At 44.8% G+C, this 20,095-nt stretch carries 18 protein-coding genes; 6 read left to right on the top strand and 12 right to left on the bottom strand.

The genetic code is table 11. The annotated features are described in order from the left end of the window. Positions 1-30: 30 nt before the first annotated feature. From JN178_RS15870 to JN178_RS15855, 4 genes are all read right to left on the bottom strand, one after another. Positions 31-1,314 carry an ABC transporter substrate-binding protein gene (locus JN178_RS15870; protein ID WP_202262370.1) on the bottom strand — a complete coding sequence of 428 codons (1,284 nt, stop codon included), beginning with the start codon at positions 1,312-1,314 and terminating at the stop codon, positions 31-33. Positions 1,315-1,690: 376 nt separating this feature from the next. Then, complete coding sequence (locus tag JN178_RS15865; RefSeq protein WP_202262369.1) at positions 1,691-2,479, bottom strand: choice-of-anchor H family protein; 789 nt, start codon at positions 2,477-2,479, stop codon at positions 1,691-1,693. Between the two features lie 108 nt (positions 2,480-2,587). Next, positions 2,588-2,989: a ribonuclease E inhibitor RraB gene (gene rraB / locus JN178_RS15860; protein WP_202262368.1), complete on the bottom strand. Its 402-nt coding sequence runs from the start codon at positions 2,987-2,989 to the stop codon at positions 2,588-2,590. A gap of 32 nt (positions 2,990-3,021) precedes the next feature. Next, a complete protein-coding gene (locus tag JN178_RS15855) occupies positions 3,022-3,747 on the bottom strand; it encodes a 1-acylglycerol-3-phosphate O-acyltransferase (RefSeq protein ID WP_202262367.1) in 726 nt (241 codons plus the stop codon). Between the two features lie 256 nt (positions 3,748-4,003). Between JN178_RS15855 and JN178_RS15850 the strand changes: the two genes are divergently transcribed. Both JN178_RS15850 and JN178_RS15845 read left to right on the top strand, forming a co-directional pair. Further along, entirely contained in the window at positions 4,004-5,143 is a 1,140-nt protein-coding gene (locus JN178_RS15850) for an HD-GYP domain-containing protein (protein ID WP_202262366.1), read from the top strand. 242 nt (positions 5,144-5,385) lie between these two features. Beyond that, positions 5,386-6,336 carry an IS110 family transposase gene (locus tag JN178_RS15845; RefSeq protein ID WP_202261595.1) on the top strand — a complete coding sequence of 317 codons (951 nt, stop codon included), beginning with the start codon at positions 5,386-5,388 and terminating at the stop codon, positions 6,334-6,336. 102 nt (positions 6,337-6,438) lie between these two features. Here JN178_RS15845 and glnG read toward each other — a convergent pair whose 3' ends face one another. The 4 genes from glnG to glnA all read right to left on the bottom strand — a co-directional run bounded on the left by glnG (position 6,439) and on the right by glnA (position 11,194). Then, the gene (gene glnG, locus JN178_RS15840; protein WP_202262365.1) at positions 6,439-7,848 is read right to left on the bottom strand and encodes a nitrogen regulation protein NR(I); all 1,410 of its coding nucleotides are present in this window, start codon (positions 7,846-7,848) and stop codon (positions 6,439-6,441) included. Next, positions 7,838-8,923, bottom strand: coding sequence for a nitrogen regulation protein NR(II) (glnL, locus tag JN178_RS15835; protein WP_202262364.1), 1,086 nt, complete (start codon positions 8,921-8,923; stop codon positions 7,838-7,840). Before glnL ends, glnG begins: the two co-directional genes overlap by 11 nt. 131 nt (positions 8,924-9,054) lie before the next feature. Continuing rightward, complete coding sequence (locus JN178_RS15830; RefSeq protein WP_232369597.1) at positions 9,055-9,681, bottom strand: DUF4124 domain-containing protein; 627 nt, start codon at positions 9,679-9,681, stop codon at positions 9,055-9,057. A 103-nt stretch (positions 9,682-9,784) separates the two neighbouring features. Further along, positions 9,785-11,194, bottom strand: a complete 1,410-nt coding sequence (gene glnA / locus JN178_RS15825; RefSeq protein WP_202262363.1) for a glutamate--ammonia ligase — start codon at positions 11,192-11,194, stop codon at positions 9,785-9,787. Between the two features lie 446 nt (positions 11,195-11,640). Here glnA and typA point away from each other — a divergent pair, with 446 nt between their 5' ends. From typA to JN178_RS15810, 3 genes are all read left to right on the top strand, one after another. Further along, positions 11,641-13,473 (top strand): translational GTPase TypA, encoded by a 1,833-nt coding sequence (gene typA / locus JN178_RS15820; RefSeq protein WP_202262362.1) that lies wholly within the window; start codon positions 11,641-11,643, stop codon positions 13,471-13,473. 241 nt (positions 13,474-13,714) lie between these two features. Then, the gene (locus JN178_RS15815) at positions 13,715-14,101 is read left to right on the top strand and encodes a response regulator (protein ID WP_202262361.1); all 387 of its coding nucleotides are present in this window, start codon (positions 13,715-13,717) and stop codon (positions 14,099-14,101) included. Positions 14,102-14,198: 97 nt separating this feature from the next. Continuing rightward, the gene (locus tag JN178_RS15810; RefSeq protein ID WP_202262360.1) at positions 14,199-15,362 is read left to right on the top strand and encodes a MalY/PatB family protein; all 1,164 of its coding nucleotides are present in this window, start codon (positions 14,199-14,201) and stop codon (positions 15,360-15,362) included. A 106-nt stretch (positions 15,363-15,468) separates the two neighbouring features. On the opposite strand, the gene JN178_RS15805 is transcribed toward JN178_RS15810, so the two are convergent. After that, positions 15,469-16,665: an Nramp family divalent metal transporter gene (locus tag JN178_RS15805; RefSeq protein ID WP_202262359.1), complete on the bottom strand. Its 1,197-nt coding sequence runs from the start codon at positions 16,663-16,665 to the stop codon at positions 15,469-15,471. A 315-nt stretch (positions 16,666-16,980) separates the two neighbouring features. Here JN178_RS15805 and JN178_RS15800 point away from each other — a divergent pair, with 315 nt between their 5' ends. Next, positions 16,981-17,553, top strand: coding sequence for a UPF0149 family protein (locus JN178_RS15800; RefSeq protein ID WP_332460850.1), 573 nt, complete (start codon positions 16,981-16,983; stop codon positions 17,551-17,553). 69 nt (positions 17,554-17,622) lie between these two features. Here the strand turns inward: JN178_RS15800 and JN178_RS15795 are convergent, their stop codons facing one another. From JN178_RS15795 to JN178_RS15785, 3 genes are all read right to left on the bottom strand, one after another. Then, a complete protein-coding gene (locus JN178_RS15795; protein WP_202262357.1) occupies positions 17,623-17,814 on the bottom strand; it encodes a hypothetical protein in 192 nt (63 codons plus the stop codon). Positions 17,815-17,950: 136 nt separating this feature from the next. Further along, positions 17,951-18,379, bottom strand: a complete 429-nt coding sequence (locus JN178_RS15790; RefSeq protein WP_159626537.1) for a CopD family protein — start codon at positions 18,377-18,379, stop codon at positions 17,951-17,953. Between the two features lies 1 nt (position 18,380). Then, entirely contained in the window at positions 18,381-20,057 is a 1,677-nt protein-coding gene (locus tag JN178_RS15785; protein ID WP_202262356.1) for a chloride channel protein, read from the bottom strand. Positions 20,058-20,095 lie beyond the last annotated feature (38 nt).

Below are 20,095 nucleotides of genomic sequence, written 5' to 3'. Positions count from 1 at the left end.
CTATCTCATGAGCACAAAGACAAGAAGAGTCTATGACGTAATAAACTCATACCACTTTTGCAGGCTATATTCGTAAGTCGGCATAACTGTATTCCATACTGCCACGTTGCTAAACCGTTCTTCGTAGCTACCGCCATTCCTCTGCGCTCCTTTTTCGACACTTATCATGCCATCGGTACCTTTTAGTGGCGCCGTCGCCACTTGCCCCTTGTACCAGTAATTCCACTCTGCCTCAGATAGATATTCTGCAGACCGCTGTGGGTTCGATATGTAATAGCCTTGGCGGGCAATAAATGCACCGGGCCACCCCGACAACCACCAATTCATGTATTCATAAGCAACATCTTTGCTTCTTCCGTGGGTTGCAGATGACAAGCACATTACCCCATGCCAGCCGCGATAGCCTTCCTTGGGGGCGGCGAACGTCACTGGGATATCTTGACCATTTAGCGCAGATACCGCAGGTGAAAACATACTCTCAATCGCAACTCTGCCGCTTTTCATGAATTGTACAGATTCAGGAACTGAAGTCCAAAAACCGCTAAAATGATTTAACTGCGTGAGTTCTATTAGTACGCTGAAAAGACTGTCTAGTTCAACTTCGGTCATTGCACCAATATCATCAAATTGAACAAAGCCTTTCGCTTGGGCGGCGAGTGCTAAGTCAAAAAGGCCAATAGTGGGGTCATTAACAATCGCCACTTTACCCGAGTAACGACTATCTAGTAGCCATCCCCAGCTTTCGGCTTCACCTTGAAGTTCTTGGGGTAACAAGCGCCTGTCGTAACCAAAGGAGTCTACATTGTGTACGTAAGGCAAAAAGCTGATAGTATCAGTATGACGTTCACCTAGCGTTCCGTTGCCTTGCACATTGATAATTTTGTGTGGTGCGTCGCCTGCTCCCATTCTAGCGTTTGCCGTAAGCTTGCCTGTTTTAGACAGATCATTAATCTCTTCCCAATACGCAATTCGCTTTTTCTCAATAGGCTGTATTGCTTTTGCACGCCATAATACGTTAATGCTGTTTGACCACTGTTCGTAGAGCTCAAACGATGTTGGGTTCATTGATGCTTTTTGAAGTACAGCCGCACTGCCGCCGGGTTCAAAAACAATGTTTATTCCCAAGTCTTGCATGGCACGTTGCCGAAGCTCTTCCTGTAATGTGACATGTGTGCCTAACACCCTAAGTGTCGGTTTTGCTTGACCAATGGCAAAGGGAGTAACTCCAGCGGTAATACCGAGAGCTGCGCCGCCTTTGAGAAGCGTGCGACGGGCAGGGGAGTGAGGCGTATTGGGTTTTATCTTATGCGGCATTGACGCAATTCCATGACCATTATGCAATACATAATATTCTGGCATCTATTTCAGAGAGTTACCAAAAATAATAGTCGTGGCGTGAAATTGCGTCAATCAACAACATCTAGAGCGTGTTGATCTTTGCCGTACGTTTTTGCAGCAAAGTGTTTAGCATTTAGACAAGGAAGTGCACACGTCGTGTAGCCATCTACATAAGTGTGCGCAGACGCAGTATAAATGCTAAACAATTGCTGCCTGAAAGGTTCATCCAAGCGAGCCTCATGCGGCTTTATTCGTCGCTAATTTGGAATAACCAAACCACGCAACTCGTTCATTGCCTGATACTCGCTTGAAATGAACAAAAAGTGTACCGAAAAGGTCAACACGCTCTAGACTATGACTTCCATAAACGCCTAGCGCTTGCTATTAATCCCAAGGCAAATAATGACAAGAACGTAGTACTGCCCCCGTGCTCTTCTACAATGACTACTGTTTCTTCAACGACGTATTCATTGTTCTCGCTTTCAAGCGGTAAATAGGCGAAGTCGGCGTTATCATAGCTATCTGAATAAGCTACCAATGTTTCTGTATCGGCATCGTAAAGTTCTAGCAGTACATCGTAGTCACTGGTAGGAAAGCCGGAAACCAATGTACTTTCTATTGTAAAACTATCCGTAGAGTCTTCGCCGTAGATGTAAAATTCAGAAGAAACGTGAATGGCATCGTAGCGGTCATTTTTACCCACATACAATACGGCATAAACAGGCGCACTGGTGAAAATGGTGTCTGCATCGAATTCTACTGAAAAGGTTGAGTGATAACCGTCGTAATCGATATCGTTATCAAGCGTTACCCAAGTATCATAAATCCAAAATTCGTTAATACTGTTTACAACAATATCACTTGAGGACTTGCTTGAGCCAATATACTTCTGGGTACGCGCTGTTTTGTCAGCATTGATTACAGCTTGGCTTTTTGTTGGTGTATCGGCGGTCTTTTGCGAATTGTTTGAAGCAACAGCCAACGGCTCGTTTGATTGCACGTAAGGCTTATCATAGCGAAATTCTTTTGAAGCCACTTTTATTGGGGCTGATGTGTCGGCAGCTTGCGCTGTTGTCGGTACTAGCACGTGCAACAGCGCAAATGCTGATAATGTTGCTAAAGAAATCTGAGATGTTTTCATTTGTGCATCCTTTTCCAATCGTTAATGACAGTGTCATTGTTGATGGAAAAAGATGAACAAAAGCTGAAGACTACCTTAACGCTTTAGTGGTCGCCCTGTAAGTCCGCGCTAGTCGTCGTAGAAATTACTGTCATCGTCGTCAAATTCGCCGTCTTCACGAGGCTCAAAATAGGTGCCCCAGCCGTCGTAAGTGACATCGTGCTTATCTGCAATCTTGAGCAAGGTGTCGATATCTTTATTTAGCTTTTCAATGTCAAGCACGCGTTCAACAATAGCATCGAAACAAAAGACAGTGTCACCGTCGTCTAAAACTAACTCTTCGGCATCTGTTACTTCAAAGCCTGCTTTGAAGGCGTCAACGGCTGCTTTTTCAAGAACGTCAAAGTCCGTACTGGCAAAGTGGTGCTCGATAGTATAGTCGGCATCTGCTTGGCTGCCGTCTTCTAGAAGGGCATCAATAGTTTCTTGGTTAAACTCGTACCACTCTTCTCTTTCGTCAAACTGGTTCATGATAGACACTCAATGGAAATTTTGACGCAAGTTTACCTGCTTTTTTCCAGTTCATCGACCTGAGTATTTATTTGTTCGAATTTTTGTTTCATTTGGTCGTTAAAATGTACCATCCATTCTTTTATTGAGTGATCTTCGGTTAATGCTTCAGGCGCAGCAATATCAATAAGTACAATGCCGTTATCCCATCGGTTCCATTTTACTTTCTTGTTCAAATTGCTGGCTGTTACCATTACAACAGGTTCATTCGTTGATTTAGCAAGCCTAAATGCGCCTTGCTTAAAAGGAAGGATACCGCGGCCGTAGCTTCTTGTTCCCTCCGGAAAAAGCCAGACAGAGGTTTTCTTGTTAGCAATTTTATTTGCCGCTATATCTAGCGTGTTGCGCGCACGGCCAGAGTTTTTTCTGTCTATAAGAATGTTGCCAGACAACCAGTAAATTTGGCCGAAGATCGGGATCCATTTAAGGCTTTTTTTTCCTATAGTGACAACACCCGGCAGTGCTGCTTTACATATGGTAATGACATCAAAGCTATTTTGATGATTTGCAATGTAGACATAGGGTTCATTTATCTTCACCGCAGGATCTTTTTGTATCACTATCTTTAGGCCCACCACTCTGGCCATTAACGAATAAAGCTGCCCAGCAATATGAACATTATTTTTGTGGAAAGGGCGAGCAATACACACCACAAGCAAAACGATGTTGATAAGTAAAAAAGCAATGAATAGTGCTGGAACGCGGAATAAAGCTAACAAAACAACTCCTAGAGATAAATGACGCGCGCAGTATAGTTGAAGTTTCAGCGTACACTTGTCCGATGAGTTTTTACAGCGCTTCTAGGTGTAATGCCAGTATCAGCGCGCCGTATGGCTATAAAATCAGCAAAAAACTATGGAACAAAATACTTTTTGCGTGGTTTCCTACTTTTCTGTGCTTTAGTATAAGGAAATTAAGCCGATACCCGTTTACAATAAAAATAAATTAAAGCGCAATTTAACCACGGTAATTTGTATGCAGACATTCACTCCTGACGACCTAGAAGAAGATATTCTTACTGACCTAATGGAGGAAATTAACGAGCTCTATGAAGCAAGTGAGCAGACGTTGATTGAGCTAGAGCTTCGGCCTGAGGACAACGAATTACAGCGTGCGCTTTTCCGTTCTATCCATACAATCAAAGGCGATTTAGGGTTAGTTAATTTCTCGCCCATGATCCCGCTACTGCAACACGTTGAAGATTTGCTCGACTATTTGCGTAAAGGGCAAGTCGCCTATACCAGTACAATGAGCGACTTGGTTTTACTTACCATGGACAGAGTTAAGGCCTTTGTCGAGTTAGTCATGGCGAAAGGGAGTGCTGAGTATGACGATAATCTGCATAATCAGCTTGTACTAGCGATTAGCCGTATTACGCCTGACAATGCTTCAGAGCATGAAAAACGACTTACCGAAGCTGTGCTATTACTCAACCCGGCACTTGACGTTATCGCTGACGATGACAACCCTGATAAAGTGCAAATTAAGCCGCCAGCTCTGTCGTCTACAGGTATTCCAAAAGATATCAGTAGTGAGAAAAAGCAAGATATCTTATTTTTCCGTGATTTGATGCAAACCATTGAACGTCGTTCCGATTACTGGTCTGGGCGAGGTGACCGAATTGCGAAGTTGGCAAAATATATCAATGACGTAGCAGGTAACCCTATTGATGAAGACCAGCTTGCTGTAGCCAGTTACGTTCATGATTTTGGCATGGCATTTATGCCGCTTAAATTGTTGCACAAAGGCGACGCGCTAAGTGAAATAGAATTCAATTTAATGCGTTCACATGTTTATAAAAGTGCGCGATTGTTAGAGCATCTTGACCAATGGGATATGGCGCGCAAAATAGTGATGCAGCATCACGAGCGAACCGATGGTACGGGGTATCCGTTAGGCATAAAAGAAGACGATATTTGTGACGGCGCAAAGCTTTTAGCCATTGTGGATACATACGATGCTATGACTCACCCACGGGCACACAATCAAGATAATGTACTTTCAAAGAAAGATGCCGTTATTGCCATTAACCGTAGCGCAAAAGGGCAATTTAGTATGAAGTGGGTGCGTGCTTTCAATAAGGCAATGACCCAACTATTGACTAAAGGCCATTGAATTTAGTGTTTTGTATGGATAATTTTTCCCTAAATACACCACATTTCCTTTTCAAAGATGGGTAAAGTGAGGCCCAGACTTTGGCTGCAACCAAAGTTGGCTGTGTGGCAGTTCGATTTAGTGCAGGCTCCTCAATTGAGAGACCGATAACAAACATGAACACCACGCAGTGCTCCAAGCAACATACTCGAATAGTCGACTGGGCCCCGAGCTCGCATTTAGCAAACCAGAGTTAGCTTATTATGAAAAAATCAGTAGTGCAAAACATAAACGTGGGTGTAGATGTAGGCAAAGATTGTCTCGATATACATATTCGTCCGTTGGAGGAATATTTAAAAGTAAGCAACGACAAGAAAGGGATAGGTGAAGCGTTAAAAAGGTTAAGGCAATTAACGGTTGAGCGCATTGTTATTGAAGCGACAGGCCGCTATGAAATGGCGTTTGTATCTGCTTGCGCGAAAGCAGCATTACCTTTTAGTGTCGTCAATCCTGTTCATGTTAAACGCTTCGCTGGTGCGATTGGCCGTAAAGCTAAAACGGACAAACTTGATGCGGCGTTGATAGCGCATTTTAGTGAGGTAATTCAACCTGCCTTGTCGACACTAAAACCCGAGAACATTCAGAAGATGGCTGACGCGGTAGCCCGCAGAAATCAGCTTTTAGAGATGCAGACCCGTGAGAAAAACCGCCTTCAAATTATGCCAAAAACTGTTCAATCAAGTATAAAGGCAATGCTCACCGTGTTAAAAAAGCAAATTCAAAAGATGGACGACGAATTAGCCGATTTAATTCAAAGCTGCCCAGAATACCAGGCAAAAAGTGAACTGGTTCAAAGTATGCCGGGCATTGGCAAGGTGTCGGCTGCGGCCCTCATCAGCTATTTACCAGAACTTGGTTTGATGAATAGCAAACAGGTAGCCGCCCTTGTTGGCGTAGCCCCCATGAACAAAGAAAGTGGCCGATACAAAGGTAAGCAAGTGACTCAAGGAGGACGTCACCAAGTCCGAACGGTTTTGTTTATGGCCATGATGTCGGCGATGCAGTGTAACGCTAAGTTTAAAGCCACCTATGAGAGGTTGGTTGCCGCTGGTAAGCCTAAGAAAGTCGCCATCATTGCCTGTGTGAGGAAGATGGTTGTCATACTAAACTCAATGGTTAGAAATGGCGTTATGTGGGAAGAAAAAGCGGCTTAATGTTTAAGTTGACACCATAGTCGTTTGTTAAACGCGAATGAACTAAAAAAAGGCACGCTATTGTGCCTTTTTTAATTTTTGTCTTTCTCTTTTTAAATGGCGCTAATTGACCCCGAGCTCTTTGAGTTTTCTGGTAAGTGTATTGCGCCCCCAGCCCAAACGCTTTGCTGCATCTTGTTTATGCCCGTGCGTGTGAGCAAGCGCTCGTTCTAGCATTACGCGCTCAAACGTTAGCATGGCATCGTTTAAAATGTTGTACTGACCATCTCTAAGTTGTTTATCGGTCCACGATGCGAGCAGATCAGGCCAATCCGCTGATTCAGATAAAGGTTTATCTACGCTGCTATCAGCATGGATCTCTGGTGGAAGGTCGCTCGGTAACACTTCTTGGCCACTTGCCATCACCGTAAGCCAACGACACACGTTTTCAAGCTGTCTCACATTACCCGGCCAAGGTAACTGCGACATGACGCGCTCGGCTTCTTTTGAAATACTTTTGGCCTCAACATCAAGTTCTTTTGCGGCGCGTCGTAAGAAATGTCTAGTCAACAGAGGAATATCTTCACGGCGCTCAGCAAGAGAGGGGAGGTGTACTCTGATCACATTCAAACGATGGAACAAGTCTTCACGAAATTTCCCTTCAGCTACGCGCTGCTCTAGATTTTGGTGCGTTGCAGCGATGATCCTAACATCTACACTGACCGATTGATGGCCGCCTACTCGATAAAACTGCCCGTCTGCCAAAACGCGAAGTAAACGCGTTTGTACATCAAGCGGCATATCGCCAATTTCATCTAAGAACAATGTACCACCATCGGCCTGTTCAAAACGACCTTGTCTAGCGGCTTGAGCACCAGTAAATGCGCCTTTCTCATGGCCAAATAGTTCTGACTCAACGAGGTCAGCGGGGATCGCTGCCATGTTTAGTGCAATAAAGGGTTTGCTTGCACGAGGGCTGTGACGATGCAAAGCATGGGCGACCAACTCTTTACCAGTACCGGATTGACCGTTTATCAATACACTAATAGAAGAGCGAGATAAACGACCTATGGCGCGAAAGACCTCCTGCATTGCAGGCGCTTCACCAATAATTTCGGTTACCACATCATCTTGCTGTACGTTACTAACAGTAGATTGCTCTCTCGCGTGAGCAAGTGCTCGCTGCGTAAGTGTTACTGCTTCATCAATATCAAAAGGCTTGGGTAGATATTCGAATGCACCTTTTTGATAAGCGTTCACAGCACTGTCTAAATCACTGTGCGCTGTCATGATAATGACGGGCAGCATGGGGTGAGATGCGTGAACTTCGTTAAGCAGTGCCATCCCGTCCATTTGTGGCATTCTGATATCTGAAATGATGACTTCTGGCGCCTGACCACTTTGAAGCTGAAGCAACAGGTCTTCAGGGTTTTCAAAGCTTAAACAGCTAATATTGGCTGTTTGTAAGGCCTTTTGCAGTACCCAACGAATTGAACTGTCATCATCGACAATCCATACTGACTCATTCGTCATCGTCTGTCTCCTTACGATCTATTGGAATGTAAATTACAAATTCGGTATGGCCCGGGTAGCTATCGACGTCGATTTTGCCACCGTGATGGTTGATAAGCGTTTGGGAAATTGACAGCCCGAGACCAGATCCATTTTGTTTACTGGTTACCATGGGGTAAAACAGTGTGTCTTTTATTTCTGGTGGGATCCCAGGACCGTTATCAATAATCTTGATTTTCGCAACCAAGGCGTGGCGCTTTGTTTGAATGGTCATTTGACGTTCAATACGTGTAACGATACGAATCTGAGGATGCTCAGTCTTGCTCTCGATAAGCGCCTGAACGCTATTTCGTATGATATTAAGCACTGCTTGCTGAATCATGTCAGGGTCAAGCATTAAAGGTGGAATACTCGGGTCGTAATCGCGCACTATGGTTATCGGATTTTCCGAGTCAACACGCATTAGGCTGCGCACTTTCTCTAGTGCTTGATGTACATTGCTCCACTCAAAGCGCGGTAGAGAGTTAGGTCCGAGTAAACGGTCAACTAAGTTGCGCAGCCGATCAGATTGCTCAATGATCATTTGCGTGAACTCTTTGTGTTCCTCACTAAGTTCTTTTTCAAGAAGCTGTGCGGCGCCACGAATGCCGCCTAGCGGATTCTTAATTTCGTGAGCGAGCCCCCGCACTAACTCGCGAGCTGCAAAGTGTTGTGCATTTTGTAAATTTTCTCTGGAAATACGTTTTTGCTGATCGATTTTTTTTACTTCAAACAGCAAGCGAGGGCCATCTTCAAGATGAAGGTTGGTTACCGTTAAGTCGGCTGAAACGTAGCGATTATCGCGAAATGCTAACTTAATTTCGTTTTCAGTGAAGTCTTCACCTTTTCTAATTGCGGCTTTTAATCGCGTGGTCTCAATTGTACCGGGCAGAAAAAAGTCTTGCAGAGGGTGGCCAAGCAATTGCTTTTTACCCGTCTCAAACAATGCTTCCCCGGCATGGTTGGCGTAAACGATAGTTAGCTTGCTGTCTACCATCACCAGTGCGGTATTGAGGCTATTTATTAGCTGCTGTGTCTCTAACTCGGTTGTTTGCATCCGAGCTCGTCTCCTTTGCACCATTATTGTGCATTGTAGCGTGCTAATGTGCCAAGTGCGATTTTTTATTCAGTGATGGATCTCAATGCTGAACCGCCTTGGTGCGCTTATTGCGCTTGCGTTGCACGCTATTAGTTATTAATTAACGCCGATGCCTGATGTAGGTAAAGGGTTTGTAAAGGAGACGATGCAAGAGTCTTGCCCGTATTATTAGTTAGCTCAACTTTAAATGTGTGTGCCCCGCGATTGATACCTTCTAACTTGAATATGCCTGAACTATTGCTTGCATATTGGGCATTATCAAAAATTAGTCGATAGAGAGGCGCTTTTGGTGCATTGGGTTGAGCTGCACGAATAGTCAGCTCACCCAAGTTGTTGCGGATAGTCGCTTCTGGTGCAGGCGTGAGAATCGACACAGCATAATTGGGTTTCTTTTTTTCAGGCGGTGGTGGCGGCAAAGTAGGGGGAGTGGCAGCGGTGACAACGTTTTGAGTTTTACCGTCAAATGACATGGGAGTGGCATTGGCTGAAGGTTTATCGGTAAAAGTCACGCTGCCATCGTCAGCGACTACTTTGTAAATTGTATTTGCTTTAGCGCCTTGATGGCTATCATTTAAAGTCGTCGTTGAATCGGTATCCTCAGCGCGTTGTTCAAGCGCGTCACTTGGTTGTGGCTGAGAGGTTTGACAAAACGCAGTAACGCTTTGCAGTGAAGCAAGTAACACTAGAACTGAAATGGCTGTAGACGTAATCTTCACGAGCACCGACCCTGATAAGCTTGATATCGTTATAGTAGTTAAACAATAGACATAAAAAAAGCCCGCAATGCGGGCTTTAGTATGATTCTAAATACTGCGTGAATTAAACGCTGTAGTACATGTCGAACTCAACTGGGTGAGTTGTCATGTTAAGTTTAGTGACTTCTTCAGACTTAAGGTCGATGTATGCATCAATCATGTCGTCAGTCATAACACCGCCAGCTTTAAGGAAGTCACGGTCGTTATCAAGAGCTTCAAGCGCCATTTCTAGCGAGCTTGCAACAGTTGGGATTTCTGCTGCTTCTTCTGCCGGTAGGTCATACAAGTCCTTATCCATCGCATCGCCAGGGTGGATCTTGTTCTTAATACCGTCGATACCCGCCATAAGCATAGCGGTGAACGCTAGGTATGGATTAGCTGTTGGGTCAGGGAAACGTACTTCGATACGGCGCGCTTTATCGCTTGTTACGTGCGGAATACGAATAGATGCAGAACGGTTACGTGCAGAGTATGCAAGCATTACCGGTGCTTCGAATCCTGGAACTAGACGCTTGTATGAGTTAGTAGAAGCGTTTGCAAACGCGTTAATTGCACGCGCGTGCTTGATGATACCACCGATGTAGTAAAGTGCTTCTTCAGAAAGGCCTGCGTACTTGTCACCCGCGAAAATGTTCACGCCATCTTTAGAGATAGACTGGTGGCAGTGCATACCTGAACCGTTGTCACCAACTAGAGGCTTAGGCATAAAGGTAGCCGTTTGGCCGTATGCGTGCGCAACGTTGTGAACAACGTACTTGTAAACTTGGATTTCGTCAGCTTTCTTAACTAGCGTGTTGAATTGACAAGCAATTTCGTTTTGGCCAGCAGTTGCTACTTCGTGGTGGTGCGCTTCAATTACAAGGCCCATCTCTTCCATAACCAAACACATTGCCGCACGGATGTCGTGTGCAGAGTCTACTGGTGGTACTGGGAAGTAACCGCCTTTAACGCCTGGGCGGTGTGCCATGTTGCCGCCTTCAAACTCTTCACCAGAGTTCCATTTTGCTTCTGAAGAGTCGATCTTGTAGAAAGAACCCGCCATGTCAGTGTGGAAGCGAACGTCGTCGAAAAGGAAAAACTCTGGCTCTGGGCCAAAGAAACATGTGTCACCGATGCCAGTTGATTTTAGGAATTCTTCTGCACGACGAGCAACTGAGCGTGGGTCACGCTCATAACCTTCCATTGTAGAAGGCTCAACGATGTCACAACGAATGTTTACTTGTGTTTCTTCAGCAAAAGGATCTACTACGCAGCTTGTTGCGTCTGGAAGAAGAACCATGTCTGATTCATTGATGCCTTTCCAGCCAGCAATTGAAGAACCATCGAACATTTTACCTTCTTCGAAAAACTCTTCATCAACAACGCTCGCAGGAATAGATACGTGTTGTTCTTTACCTTTCGTATCGGTAAAACGTAAATCTACAAACTTCGCTTCACTTTCTTTAATCAGCTCTAATGCCTTTTCTACTGACATCGTGTCCTCCAGGTTTAATGTAAAAATGCGGAATGATCAGCTTCACCCCAACAGTGGAAAAAGTGAAAGCGATTATCATGCCATCTATATGTATGCCGTATTTTGTGGCATCGCACGAAAAGCATCACTTTCGAATTGAAATATTTGCACTATGTTGGTGCAATATTGCACGGTTATGGTTCATGTTGTATGTTGCCGCCGTGATTTAGACTAGATTACTTTATGAACGCTTACCACCCAAAATGCTAAAATGGATGGGTAAAGCAGGAAATCTTTAGTGGAGTTAAGGTTTCGCATCTATTTTTTAAAAAAAGATGCGCAAACGTCGTGGTTTTTCTGTACAATCCGCGCAAATTTTTCTATCTGCATTTTTTTGCAACAAATCTACTGCATACTTTTTCATTTCGAAATAAGTCGGCATCGATTTACACAGGCTCTATATAAGCATGAATACCACTGATATTAGTAAATTGCGTAACATCGCAATCATCGCCCACGTTGACCACGGTAAAACAACCCTGGTAGACAAACTGTTACAGCAGTCTGGCACACTCGAGTCTCGAGGCGAGCAAGAAGAGCGCGTAATGGACTCGAACGACATCGAGAAAGAGCGTGGCATTACCATCCTTGCGAAGAACACCGCGATTAACTGGAATGACTACCGTATTAACATCGTAGATACTCCAGGACACGCCGACTTCGGTGGTGAAGTAGAGCGCGTTATGTCAATGGCCGACTCTGTACTTCTACTTGTAGATGCGCAAGAAGGTCCAATGCCACAAACGCGTTTCGTTACGCAAAAGGCATTTGCTCAAGGTCTTAAGCCTATTGTTGTTATTAACAAAATCGACAAGCCTGGTGCACGTCCTGATTGGGTAATGGACCAAGTATTCGACCTATTTGATAACTTAGGAGCAACAGATGAGCAGCTAGATTTCCAAGTTGTTTACGCTTCTGCACTTAACGGTTGGGCGTCATTGGATGCAGATACCAAAGAAGACGATATGACGGCGCTGTTCCAAACTATTGTTGACCAAGTGTCTCCACCAGATGCTGATATCGACGGCGCGTTCCAGATGCAAATCTCTCAGCTTGACTACAACTCATATGTGGGTGTAATCGGTGTAGGTCGTGTTAAACGTGGTTCTGTTAAGCCTAACCAGCAAGTTACTGTTGTAACTGCTGACGGACAAAAGCGTAACGGTAAAGTTGGCCTTGTGTATGGCTATCTTGGTCTTGCTCGTCACGAAGTTGAATCTGCACACGCGGGTGACATTATTGCGATCACGGGTCTTGGCGAACTGAAAATTTCTGACACTATCTGTGACGTAAATACTGTTGAAGCACTTCCTCCGCTAACGGTTGATGAGCCGACAGTAACGATGACGTTCCAAGTAAACACTTCACCGTTTGCGGGTAAAGAAGGTAAATACGTAACGTCACGTAACATTCTAGAGCGTTTGAAAGACGAACTAGTGCATAACGTTGCATTGCGCGTGGAAGAAACACAAGATCCAGATAAATTCCGCGTATCTGGCCGCGGTGAGCTTCACCTAGGTATTCTTATCGAGAACATGCGTCGTGAAGGTTACGAGCTAGCGGTATCACGTCCGGAAGTAATTCTGAAAGAAGTTGACGGTGCAACGCAAGAACCTTACGAAACCTTGACTATCGACTGTGAAGAACAGCACCAAGGTTCAATCATGGAACAGCTTGGTCTGCGTAAAGCAGAAATGACTGATATGTCTCCAGATGGTAAGGGGCGCGTGCGTATCGACTTTATCATTCCAAGCCGTGGTCTAATCGGTTTCCAAACTGAGTTCATGACATTGACGTCAGGTTCTGGTTTGCTATACCACACATTCGATCACTATGGTCCGTACAAAGGCGGTATCATTGGTAAGCGTAAGAATGGTGTACTTATTGCGAACGCAAACGGTAAAGCATTGACTAACGCTCTATTTAACCTTCAAGAGCGTGGTCGCCTATTCATTGGTCACGGTGTTGAAGTTTACGAAGGTATGGTCATTGGTATTCACAGCCGTGACAACGACCTGACGGTTAACGCGCTTAAAGGTAAGCAGCTTACTAACGTTCGTGCTTCTGGTACTGACGAAGCGCAAACACTTGTTCCGCCAATCAGAATGTCTCTTGAGCAAGCGCTTGAGTTCATCGATGACGACGAGCTAGTAGAAGTTACACCTGAGTCTATTCGTATTCGTAAGAAGCTTCTTACTGAAAATGAGCGTAAACGCGCATCACGCGCACCTAAGTCGTAAGCGACTAACACGCCAATAGCTTTGAAAAATGCCAACATCGAGTTGGCATTTTTTTGTCCTTATAAACGTATTTAAATAGATACTTTTACTACAACCAAATTCGACCAAAGGTTAGTAGCGATAAGCGACTTTACTGCCTATCCTAGTGATGTAGAGTTGCGTTTTTTTATCAGTGCCATGGGTTGCTGGTTGATGTAACGAGCTTTCAAACTTCATCAGAATAATAATTAAGGGGTAGCGAGTGCTTTCAGTTGCAGTGGTTGAAGACGATCAAATTACGCTGGATTTAATTGTTGAGGCGTTAGAAACACAATTAGACGCCACAGTACATCCGTTTAGTCGAAGCAAGTTTGCTCGTGACTTCATATTGCAGCAAACGCACGACACGCTGCAGTTAATCATCAGCGACCAAGTAATGCCCGATTACGATGGTTTGAGCCTGCTGAAAACCTGCCATGCAGCCAGATTAGATATCCCGTTTCTATTGATTACTGCTGACCCTAGCAAAGCGCTAGTGGTAGAAGCTAAAGCACTGCAGGTCGCAGGATTTCTCGCTAAGCCACTGGATATGACCGAACTTGTTTTCAAGTCCAAAGAAGCCCTAGCCAGAACAACATCCGCTATTTAAGTTCATTTTGGTATAGCAAATCGTCGACTGGTGCTAGTTTCTCATAGCTGAAACTTTTACACTGGAGCAATCTCAGTAAGTAGCAACAGGATGAACAGTGAGCGCGCTATTTGACAACACTCCTTCAAGAAAAGACACGTTTTCGTTTAAATGGCAAAAGTACAAAGGTAAAGACGTTATTCCAGCGTGGGTAGCTGACACTGAGTTTCGCTGTGCCCAACCTATCTTGGACGCCATTAGCACGCACGTTGAACATGGCAACATGGGTTACATTTTGCCTGCACACCACGAAGGTGCTATTAATGCGGTATGCCGCTGGTTGAACGACAAGCACAATTGGCAGATTGAACCTGAATGGTTAGTGTGGACACCTGGCGTAGTGCCTGCATTTAATGTGGCGATAAAAGCGACGTGTGAAGAAGGTGATAAGGTACTTATCCAAACACCTAATTACCCACCATTGCTCGCTGCGCCCAAGTTAAATGGGCTAGAGCGTGTTGATATTGGCACTGTGATAGAAACCACGCTTGATAGCAAGGGGTCAAAGGTTGAGCGCTATACGCTTGATTTCGAAGCGTTGGAAAGAGAAGCAGCCGATCCAAAATGTAAGCTATTCATCTTATGCAACCCAATGAACCCTGTTGGTTCGGTATTAACGCAAAGCGAACTCGATCGTATTGCCGCTATTTGCAGTCAACATAACGTCACGCTTTGCTCAGATGAAATTCATTGTGATCTGATTCTAGAGAAAGGAAAGTCGCACATTCCAGCGGGAAGAGAAGCGGCGTTATCACAAAACAGTATTACCTTAATGGCCGCAAGCAAAACCTTCAACATTGCAGGTCTAGGCACTTCGTTTGCCATTATACCAAACCGAAAGTTGCGATTAGCATTTACCCAAGCCGCTGCAGGCATTGTACCTTGGGTAACTGTATTGGGTTTGGCCGCGACAGAAGCAGCATTTACGTTATGTGACGATTGGCATCAAGCACAAATTCAGTACTTACGTGAAAACCGCGATCGCGTTGTTGAGGTGATAAATAGTATTGATGGCCTAAGCATGCTTAAAGCCGATGCAACCTTTCTTGCGTGGGTTGATGCAAGTGGTTTGGGCGTGGAAAATGTACTTACGTGGGCTGAAGAAAAAGGCGTTGGCCCGTCGCCCGGTGTCGATTTTCATAAAGCGGATCACTTTAGAATTAACTTTGGCTGCAGCCGTGACATGCTAGACGCTATCTTAGCGCGCTTGTCGGGTTCTTGATTGACGAGCGTTTAATAGAAAGGCGCTTAATTGGTTAGGGCTCTAATGAAAGGTCAATTAAAACAGCGCTTCATCGATAACGCATCGTGAAGCGCTGTTTTTTGTATTAGCTAAAAACACCAATAAGCTTATAAGCGCCTAATGCTACCACAGTGCCTACTACTACAACGCCTGCTAAGTTACTTTTCCATGTATTTCTAAACTCGCCCAAAGCGTTACTTTTGTTCATCACCACCAACAGAAAAATGGCGATAATGGGCAACAATAAGGCATTAGTTGCTTGGGCAAACAATATGGCGGGCAATGGTTTAAAACCCAAAGCGGCAACGCCAACGCCGATTGCGATAATAACAAACCATACCGTTTTGAACCCTTTACTTTGCATATCATCTGACATACCTAATGCACCGGTAACTGCGTAAGCTGCAGCGAGTGGGGCGGTGATAGCACTTGTTAGTCCGGCCGCAAATAAACCAAGCGCGAAGAACCGTTGTGCTTTATCACCGAGCACTGGCTTTAGTTGTTCGCCCATATTGCTGGCGTCCATTGAGGCAGCTTGACTGAAAAATGCCATCATTGCCGTGGCCATAACGATCATGGTAATGAGGCCGCCCATACTGATGGCTCTCGCTGACTGTTGTCGACAGGCAGTTACTGCCGCAATTTTATCTTGCCCCCGAGATGATTTAGCCACTAAGCTGGCATGCAAAAAGAGGTTGTACGGTACTATGGTAGTGCCAATTAGCGCCAATACAGTGGTAATGGCGTCTGTATCGAGCCGAGGAGAGAGCATTTGTGAAAGCATAGCGCTAACATCAGGCTTGGCGACCAGTAGCGTTACAAGAAACACACCAGCCATAATAAACACCAAATACACTAATACCGTTTCTATCCACTGATAGCTTCCAGTCCACAAAAGTGCTATCGCAATTACGCCTAAAATACTTGCCCATGTGCCAATCCCAATATTAACAAATGCATCTAAGCCAATGGCGGCCCCTGTTAAATTACCCGATTCATACGCGGCATTACCAATACCAATAGCGGCGACAATAAGCACGATAAAAAAGTGTTTTAGCCAAGGCTTGTAGGCCATGTTTTTCATCGCGCTGGCCAGCCCTTCTTGACTGGCTACACCCAGTCTTGCGGCCATATCTTGAAGCACTATTGTGGCAAAAATAGAGAAAAGTAGGGCCCAGACAAGATGGAAGCCAAAGTTTGCACCTGCCAAGCTTGCTGTGGTTACTGTACCTGGGCCAATAAAGGCGGCCGCGATAATATATCCTGATTTATCTTTTGCCATTGCAACGACTCTTAGTTAAGTTTTGCTATCATGACAATAGGGCTGCGAGTACGCAACACTCTCGCTACACCAATTCAATTTGTTGAATTGATATTAACCCTATTGTCGCGTACCCAGCTCTGAGGTGGAGTAAAACAGCCAGTTGGCCATTGCTCTCAGAAAAATGGCTGCGCAGCCTAACGTTTCACAAAATAGAACGCAAATTAAAATGAGAATTAAACGGTGAGTGAAGAGTTTCCGATACATATCATTTCAAACACAATCGAGCACCCTTGCTTTAAGCAAGTACTTCCCTCTGTACCAAGGGTCGATGGAATGATTTTCGCAGTCGCCGCAGCGCCTGAAATTCCAATGCCAGAACAATGGATGCCATGGGTTATCACCAATAGTGCGAGTCATCTAATAGACAAAGACGTCGATAAACTTGCTGAAACATTAATGGATGGGCTTCGTGCTCATTTGGGGTTTATGCGCAGTGATGCCATCCCGTTACCTGCTCATATGTTTGCGCCTGAGCAAACTGACGAGGGCGTAAGACCAACAACTGCGCTAGCCGATTGGCTCAATGGTTTATTGCAGGCGCACAAGCAGGTGGAACCCGTATGGCAAAGCGCATGGGAAGTTCATGCAAAGAAAAATGTTGTTAACACGGACGATAACGAGGCGCCTGAAGTACGTCTGTCGCGGTGTCTCAAGCTCTTCTCAACCCTTGCCAATATTGATCTTGCGCTTCAATACCGCAATGAAGAGCAAGCGCAACAGCTAAATAACAATCTCGCACTGTTAATTAAACAGCTGCCTGCCTTGTTAAAAGATTATACGCAGTTAGCCGGTGAGTTAGCAGAAGCTTTACCTAATCAGTTTGAAACCTTCGTCAAACCGCAGTAAATATTCACTATTGGTTAAGTGCATTTAAGGTAGCGTATACCATTTCAGTGTGGCGAAAGCACCGTGTATTCAGCGATTACGGTGTTGATGGTGACGCTGAACAAGGGAATGCTTTAGCGATGCAGTATAGCTATCAAGCTCAAGTTTTGCGCGTTCATATTGTTCGTGTAAAGGCAATGATGCAGGGTCGCGCATAAGCGCTTTAAATGCGATGTCGGTTTGCTTAAGAAGGTGCTTCAAGTGTTGGTTACTATCATCCATGTATTTGTATTCCGTCATCAACGAGTAAAGTAGCTGAGCAAATGCACCCTGGCTCAGCAGCGGTTTAAAGATAACACTGGCTCCTTGAGTGTTATCTTTAATACTACAGTTTTTTTCCGCTAGCGCTAGCTTATATTTACAAAGGTTTAACAACTGCTAGGCAGACTATGGCAAGTATCAACAATACCGGCGCTTCGTTGATAATTCGATAAAAGCGTGGAGTATGCCGATTTTCGTCTCTTGCAAACTGCTTCATTAACTTAAACAAATAGAAGTGGTAGCCATAAAGTGCAAGTAAAAGCAGTAATTTTATGTGCAACCATCCCGACATTTTAAACCATGTTCCCCCGTAGCTGGCAATAAGCGCTACGCCGAATACCAGGGTTAATAGGGCGAATGGTGTAACGAAAAACCACAAGCGCCGCTCCATGACTTTGAACTCGTCTTTGACGACTTGAGAGGTTGTCGACGCGTGGTACACAAAAAGGCGAGGAAGGTAGAAAATTCCCGCCATCCAAGCAAGCATGAAAAAGATGTGTAATGCTTTAAACCATAAAATGTACATACTAGTATTGGGCCTTTTGTAAGAAACTTTGCAATATATTCCACGTAATAACGCCAATAATATCGTTTAGTTCCTGATCGTAAATATACACTGCGCCAGAACGCGAGTTTTTAAGATGTTCGTAAACTTCGTGAAGTGTTGACTGTGCGTTAATGCCTTCCATCTGGTAATAACTTAATGCGGTGGCATCGTGTTCTAAGCTTACGTTGTATTGGACCAGTTTATACTGCACATCTATTTCAAATTTTGATTTTTGAATAACAATGGTCGTCGGGTTTTTCTCAAGAAAATCCGTTAATGCCTTTTCTGGTGCGTCGTGAAACAGTTTGTAGTCGGTGTTCATCGCTGCAAGTACCCCGGTTTTTTCTAATGCTTCACGAATTGAAGAAATTGCATAGGGCAGGTTTTGATAATCAAGCTGTCTGATGAATATTGAGCGGTTGCCAAAAAATTGGGTAGACGTTACGTAGGCTGGCACAATGACAAGCATAGCGGGCAAGATAATTTGAGGGCTGTAAGAGAGCTCCATCACAGCAGACAGTGCCGCAAGAGGCGCGTGCAACACGGCTGTTAGCATGCCTGCGATACCTAGTAAGGCAAAACTATTGGTAAACTCAGGAACATCAATAAAATAAGAAAGTGGTAGTAATAACACGGCGCCCGCCAACATGCCGATCACCATTACTGGGCCAATAATGCCGCCAGGTATACCGAGACCAATTGCAAAGACCGCCAATATAACTTTAAACACCAGTGTTGATACAAGTAATAGTGTGCTGGGCGAAGTGTCAAACAAGTGCTCCACATCAACAAAGTTTGCCCCTAGCGCTTCGGGGATAAACATGCCGATAGTACCAGTGATAACGGCGGCCAATACTAGACGCCAGACCATCGAAACCGGTCTAAATAAGGTCATAACGCGCATGAGTTGGCTATTGAACAAGACTGCCAGCATGCCTAACAAAATGCCGAGCAATACCAAGTAAAAATACATCCATTGACTGAACGCATTAAACGACAAGAAAGACAGTTCGTTAATTTCGCCAAATACAATGCGCGTCAGCACTGAACCGCATGCCGCAGCTAGCATTACTGGAACAAAGATATGAATTTTGTACTCTCGTAACACAACTTCCATCACAAAAATGACCGCGGCGAATGGAGTATTAAATGACGCTGAAATACCGGCGGCAATGCCACAGCCCGCCAGAATACGAATACTGTTGTAAGGTAAACGAAGCCACTGTCCTAAAAAGCTGCTTCCCGATGCGCCCATGTGAACACTCGGGCCCTCGCGGCCAACAACAAAACCACCCGCGAGTGCTAGCATGCCGCCAAAGAATTGATTTATTGTCGTTCTGAAAGGAATATGGCCGTAAAAGTATTTAACGCGATGTATGACAAAGGGAATGCCGAGGCGGTAATGCTTGAACCCGGTTAAAAAAGCAATAAACAAGATAAGCGCAACGCTTATCAACGGCATAAGGAGCCACACTAGCCAGTCGTGCTTTAAGTACGATTGCAATGTAGTAATGCCCGTGGCTTGCAACCATTCTACGCAAAGTCGAAATAGGATAATAATGAGCGCTGCACTTGTGCCCCCAACAATGCCAAGCACGCACAACTGCACTGATGTACGTGGGTGAGCTACTTCCTCTCTTAAAGCCTGCAAGCGCATGATGTGATACAGTAGATTCGACGTAACTGGAAGCTTAC

Source organism: Alteromonas sp. KC3, from assembly GCF_016756315.1.
Taxonomy (GTDB): Bacteria; Pseudomonadota; Gammaproteobacteria; order Enterobacterales; family Alteromonadaceae; genus Alteromonas.
Note: the sequence above shows the minus strand (reverse complement) of the source record. Positions and strands in the feature narration are given on the sequence as shown.

Bases quoted from the DNA above. Each gene is read 5' to 3' on its own strand.
- JN178_RS15870 (WP_202262370.1), bottom strand. From the start codon at position 1,314: ATGCCGCATAAGATAAAACCCAATACGCCTCACTCCCCTGCCCGTCGC.
- JN178_RS15865 (WP_202262369.1), bottom strand. From the start codon at position 2,479: ATGAAAACATCTCAGATTTCTTTAGCAACATTATCAGCATTTGCGCTG.
- rraB (WP_202262368.1), bottom strand. From the start codon at position 2,989: ATGAACCAGTTTGACGAAAGAGAAGAGTGGTACGAGTTTAACCAAGAA.
- JN178_RS15850 (WP_202262366.1), top strand. From the start codon at position 4,004: ATGCAGACATTCACTCCTGACGACCTAGAAGAAGATATTCTTACTGAC.
- JN178_RS15845 (WP_202261595.1), top strand. From the start codon at position 5,386: ATGAAAAAATCAGTAGTGCAAAACATAAACGTGGGTGTAGATGTAGGC.
- glnG (WP_202262365.1), bottom strand. From the start codon at position 7,848: ATGACGAATGAGTCAGTATGGATTGTCGATGATGACAGTTCAATTCGT.
- glnL (WP_202262364.1), bottom strand. From the start codon at position 8,923: ATGCAAACAACCGAGTTAGAGACACAGCAGCTAATAAATAGCCTCAAT.
- glnA (WP_202262363.1), bottom strand. From the start codon at position 11,194: ATGTCAGTAGAAAAGGCATTAGAGCTGATTAAAGAAAGTGAAGCGAAG.
- typA (WP_202262362.1), top strand. From the start codon at position 11,641: ATGAATACCACTGATATTAGTAAATTGCGTAACATCGCAATCATCGCC.
- JN178_RS15805 (WP_202262359.1), bottom strand. From the start codon at position 16,665: ATGGCAAAAGATAAATCAGGATATATTATCGCGGCCGCCTTTATTGGC.
- JN178_RS15800 (WP_332460850.1), top strand. From the start codon at position 16,981: ATGATTTTCGCAGTCGCCGCAGCGCCTGAAATTCCAATGCCAGAACAA.
- JN178_RS15795 (WP_202262357.1), bottom strand. From the start codon at position 17,814: ATGGATGATAGTAACCAACACTTGAAGCACCTTCTTAAGCAAACCGAC.
- JN178_RS15790 (WP_159626537.1), bottom strand. From the start codon at position 18,379: ATGTACATTTTATGGTTTAAAGCATTACACATCTTTTTCATGCTTGCT.
- JN178_RS15785 (WP_202262356.1), bottom strand. From the start codon at position 20,057: ATGCGCTTGCAGGCTTTAAGAGAGGAAGTAGCTCACCCACGTACATCA.